Origin of the sequence: Streptomyces muensis, assembly GCF_021474425.1 — a bacterium.
Lineage (GTDB): Bacteria > Actinomycetota > Actinomycetes > Streptomycetales > Streptomycetaceae > Streptomyces > Streptomyces muensis.
This window is the reverse complement of the sequence record NZ_JAKEIP010000428.1, coordinates 1-4,534: the sequence shown is the minus strand read 5'-3', so window position 1 is coordinate 4,534 and position 4,534 is coordinate 1. Positions and strand designations below refer to the sequence as shown.

Below are 4,534 nucleotides of genomic sequence, written 5' to 3'. Positions count from 1 at the left end.
ACTCCGAGGTCGCCGAGCTCTCGCGGGAGATCACCGAAGAACTGCGTGGGGAGATCCGCCGCCATGGCCAGCACTGACAACGGCGTCGACACCAAGGTCGACGTCACCAAGGACGGCTCCCCGGCGGCCGGGACGGCGCAGGACGATCTGGCGGGGCTGGAGGCCGGGCTCGACGCGCTGGACTCGGTGCAGGTCGGCCGTACGCCGCTGCGCGAGACCCTGGTCCGCAAGGTGCTTCCGCCCGTCACTGCGGTCGCGCTGGTGCTGGTGGTCTGGCAGATCCTGGTGTGGGCCGAGGTCGCGCCCGACTACAAGCTGCCCTCGCCCTCCGACGTCTGGGCCGAGGTACGCCAGTCCTGGCTCCAGGGCACCCTCCTCGACTACATCTGGACATCCGTCTCACGCGGCCTGATGGGCTTCCTGCTGGCCCTGGCCATCGGCACACCGCTCGGCCTGCTCGTCGCACGCGTCAGGTTCGTCCGCGCCGCCATCGGCCCCATCCTCTCCGGCCTGCAGTCCCTCCCGTCGGTGGCCTGGGTGCCGCCGGCCGTGATCTGGCTGGGCCTGAACGACTCGATGATGTACGCCGTGATCCTGCTCGGCGCCGTCCCCTCCGTCGCCAACGGCCTCGTATCGGGCATCGACCAGATTCCCCCGCTGTTCCTGCGCGCGGGCCGGACCCTGGGCGCGACCGGCCTGCACGAGGCCCGGCACATCGTGATGCCGGCCGCGCTACCCGGCTATCTGGCGGGCCTCAAGCAGGGCTGGGCCTTCTCCTGGCGCTCCCTCATGGCCGCCGAGATCATCGCCACCTCACCCGACCTCGGCATCGGCCTCGGCCAGCTGCTGGAACACGGCCGCACCAACAGCAGCATGTCCCAGGTGTTCCTCGCCATCTTCCTGATCCTCATCGTCGGCATCGCCATCGACCTGCTGATCTTCAGCCCGCTGGAGCGGAAGGTACTGAGGAGCCGGGGACTGCTGGTCACCCGCTGAGCGTGCGGCGCCCGCCGCCGCGTCACCGCCCGGTCAGCGGGGCGTGATCAGCACCGTGACCGTCCGGTTCCGCGCGATGCCCGCGTACGGCGCGTCCCGCTGATCCGCGCTCGCCGTCGTGAACGCCGTCAGTGGCTCTCCACTGGCGGCGCTCAACTCCCGCGCGGCGACCAGCGCACGCCACAAGGAGAGCACGGAACCGCCGCTGTCCGGGGCGCCCGGAACGGTGGCCGTGTGGCCGAGGATCTCCACGTCGGCCTGCCGTCCCGCGAGGCGGCCGCCGAGGACGGCCAGCCGGTCGGCGCCGGCCGGGGTGAGCCGGTCGGCCTCGGAGAAGACCCCGTCGGAGAAGGTGACTTCCACGGAGTCCCCGTGCACGGCCGCGTCGATGCCCGGTGCGCGCAGCTCGCGGGCCAGCGCCGCCACCGCCTCCGCGCGGCGGGCCGACGCGCGGACGCGCTCCTGTTCCTGCCGTGCCCGGTGTTCGACTTCGAGCCGCTGGGCGAGTTGTTCCGCCCGGTCGGCCTGCGACGGGGCCGGCCGCTGCGGACGCCCGCCCGCGTCGTCGGTGAGGACGACCGTGCAGGCCGTGATCGCGGCCACCGCGCAGACCGCTGCGGCCAGCGCGGTACGGGCGCGGTGCCGGGCGAGCGCCGCGCGTGGGCCACGGCGGCCCAGCCGGTCGATCGTCGCCAGCCCCGCCGAGGCGGCGGGGTCCTCCGGCCGCTCCTCCTGAACCCTTCGCCAGTACTCCGCCGCCAGGGCCGGCTCACCCCGCTGGGCGTGCACCCGGGCGAGCAGGTCGAGTACGTCGTGATGGCCGGCGAGGGCGGGATCGTCGGCCTCGTGCAGCAGCCGTAGCGCGCCGTCCAGGTCACCGGAGCGGGCCGCCGCCCGGGCGCGCGAGACGAGCAGGACGACCCGGAGCGCGTCGGCGGGCAGGACCGGGGTGGGTGCGGTGGTCACCGTCAACTCCTCTGCTTCGAACGGCTAGTTGATGCCGCCGGACATCCGCTCGGCCTCCTCGGCGGCCCCCGGTGGCAGCAGCCTGCGCAGCCGCTCGTTGACGCCGGCGAGTGCCCGGCGGTTCCCCGCGGCGACGGCCCGGCGGCCCTCCAGGATCGCGGCGTCCGCCTGGGCCCGGGAGAACATGTCGTCGCGCATCTCGACCAGCGCGTGGAAGACCACGTACTCCCACTGGTCGGTGCGGCGCAGCAGCTCGACGTGGAACTCCCCGGCCCGCTTGATCAGCCGCCGCAGGTCCGCCGGAGTGGCGTCGTCGCCGAGCGCGCCGGCCCGGTCGCGCATGTTCTGCAGCTCCCGACGGTCCGACGGGCCGCCGCCGGTCTGTTCCATGACGTCCTCGCAGGAGCTGAGCAGATCCCACAGCTCGCGTTGCAGTCCGGGGATCTCGATGGCCTGCTCGATGTCGTCGAGCTGGGCCTCGACATCGCGGATGCGGCGCTCGCTGGTGACGGCGGCACCGGTGTCGACGGCGGCGGCGTCGACCTCCTTGCGGAGCTGGGGGATGGTCTTCTGCTCGGCGAGGTCGGCCAGTTGCTCCCGTGCCTGGTCGGAGTAGACGTCCTCGGCCTGGTCCTGGAGGAGCCGTACGCGCTGTTCCAGGTCGTGCAGACGGTCCACCAGTTCCTCGTGTTCGGGTGCGAGCAGCTCGGAGCGGTTGATCGTCGCCTCGAACTGCTGCTCCAGCAGGGGGATGTCGGCGGTGACGAGGACCTCCCGGTTGCTCGCCTGGATCTCGAAGGTCACCTCGACCTCGCTCTGGGCGGGCAGGTCGATGCGGATGTCGCGCGGGCGGATCTCGATGAGCCCGACCCGGGTGTTGCGGTCGGCGCGCCTGCGCTCGCCCTCCAGCAGCGGGATGCGGATGACGGCGTCGGGCTGGGCGCGGCGCAGCGCGATGGTCGTCCGGTAGGGCTTGGTGACCTGGGCCGGCAGGGTGGTGCCCTTGCGGAGCAGCGGGTCGAAGGAGCCGTCGGCCTTGCCGATGCCGAGGGTGCCGGTGAGCACGGCGTCGCCGGGGACGACGGTCGCGTGGGTGATGGAGAAGGTGTCGCCGGCCAGCTTGCGCCGGGTGCCGGAGGTGTCGGTGAGCTCGACGGTGAACCGGGAGCGGGTGTCGGCGTCGATGGCCACCTCGGTGTAGAAGGTGCCGTCCGCGCCGATCTCGGTTAGCGGTCCACGGAACGGCGGTCGGCCGTCGGGGTTGCTGAGGGTGACGGCGAACCTGGTCCAGTCGACCGCGCTGCCGCTGCTCACCTTGCCGGAGACGGGGATGCCGGTGGTGTCGACGGACTGCGCCGGATAGTGGAGTTCGATCGCGAACTCGCCCTGTGCCGCCTTCTGCGGCTTCCTCGGCAGCCGGACGGTGCGCGCGAACACGGCGGCTCCGCGCACGACCACGGTGGTGGGGTCCTGGCTGTGGTCGAGGGGGATGCCGGGTCCTTCGACGGGGTCGGCGAGCAGTTCGCGCAGGCCCGGGCTGAGCGTCGCGCCGCCGACCAGGAGCAGCCGGTCGATGTGGTCGGGGCGCAGGGCGCTCTGGGCGAGGGCGTCGCGGCAGAGCCGGACGGCGCGGGTGTAGAAGGGCAGCGCCAGGTCGTCGAGGGCGCCGCGGGTCAGGACGTACTCGAAGGGCTCGATGCCGCCGCTGCCGTCGTCCAGGTCGACGGAGATCTCGACGGAGTCCCTGCGGGACAGGGCGATCTTGGCGTTCTCCGCCTCCAGCTTGAGCTTGGCGAAGTTCTTGCGCCAGCGCGGGCTGCTGCGGGCGAAGTCGGCAAGCCCGAGGTCGCTGCGGACGGCGGGTGCCAGTACGTCGTCGACGAGGGCCCAGTCGATGAGCTTGCCGCCGAGGTACGGGTCGCCCGCGTGCTGGATCAGCTGCAACTCGCCGTCGCGCTTGCTCATCAGGGCCGCGTCGAAGGTGCCGCCGCCCAGGTCGAACACCATCCAGTGGGCGGATTCGGAGGCGTCCTGCACACCGTAGGCAATCGCGGCGGCGGTCGGCTCCTGCACCAGCGGGCACTGCTCGCCGAGCCCGGCGAGGGCCGCGGCCGAGCTGGTGGCGTTGTTCTGGTTCAGGGCGAAGGAGGCCGGGACGGTGATCACGGCCGCCTCCGGCTGGTACCCGTACTCGTGCGCGGCGTCCTGCCGCAGGGACTTGAGCACTTCGGCGGAGAGTTCCTCGGGTGTCAGCGACACGCCCGTGCGGTGGAAGAGGCGGTGCGCGCCGGCCGCTCCCATCTCCAGCTTGAACTCGGCGTACGCGTTGTCGGGATCGCTCTCCGTGCGCTCACGGGCCCGCCTGCCGACATGGATCACCCCCTCCTTGGGGATCCACACGGCGGAGGGTGTGAAGTCCCAGCCGTCGTTGTTCTTGACGACCCGGACACCGTCGTCCTCCGCCACCGCGATGGCGCTGTTGGTGGTGCCGAGGTCGATGCCGAAGTCGATGGTCTCGCGCATGGTCGGTCTCCTTGGTCGTTCAGGTGCCGGGGGCCGGGGTCCGCTCGGG

3 protein-coding genes are annotated in these 4,534 nt (G+C 72.3%); 1 reads left to right on the top strand and 2 read right to left on the bottom strand.

Going from position 1 to position 4,534, the window contains the following annotated elements; genetic code table 11:
* Nucleotides 1-63: 63 nt before the first annotated feature.
* The gene (locus tag L0P92_RS42385) at nt 64-996 is read left to right on the top strand and encodes an ABC transporter permease (RefSeq protein WP_234768474.1); all 933 of its coding nucleotides are present in this window, start codon (nt 64-66) and stop codon (nt 994-996) included.
* A gap of 33 nt (nt 997-1,029) precedes the next feature.
* Here L0P92_RS42385 and L0P92_RS42380 read toward each other — a convergent pair whose 3' ends face one another.
* Together L0P92_RS42380 and L0P92_RS42375 are read right to left on the bottom strand one after the other, a co-directional pair.
* Nucleotides 1,030-1,962 carry a hypothetical protein gene (locus L0P92_RS42380; protein WP_234768473.1) on the bottom strand — a complete coding sequence of 311 codons (933 nt, stop codon included), beginning with the start codon at nt 1,960-1,962 and terminating at the stop codon, nt 1,030-1,032.
* A gap of 24 nt (nt 1,963-1,986) precedes the next feature.
* The gene (locus L0P92_RS42375; RefSeq protein ID WP_234768472.1) at nt 1,987-4,485 is read right to left on the bottom strand and encodes an Hsp70 family protein; all 2,499 of its coding nucleotides are present in this window, start codon (nt 4,483-4,485) and stop codon (nt 1,987-1,989) included.
* Nucleotides 4,486-4,534 lie beyond the last annotated feature (49 nt).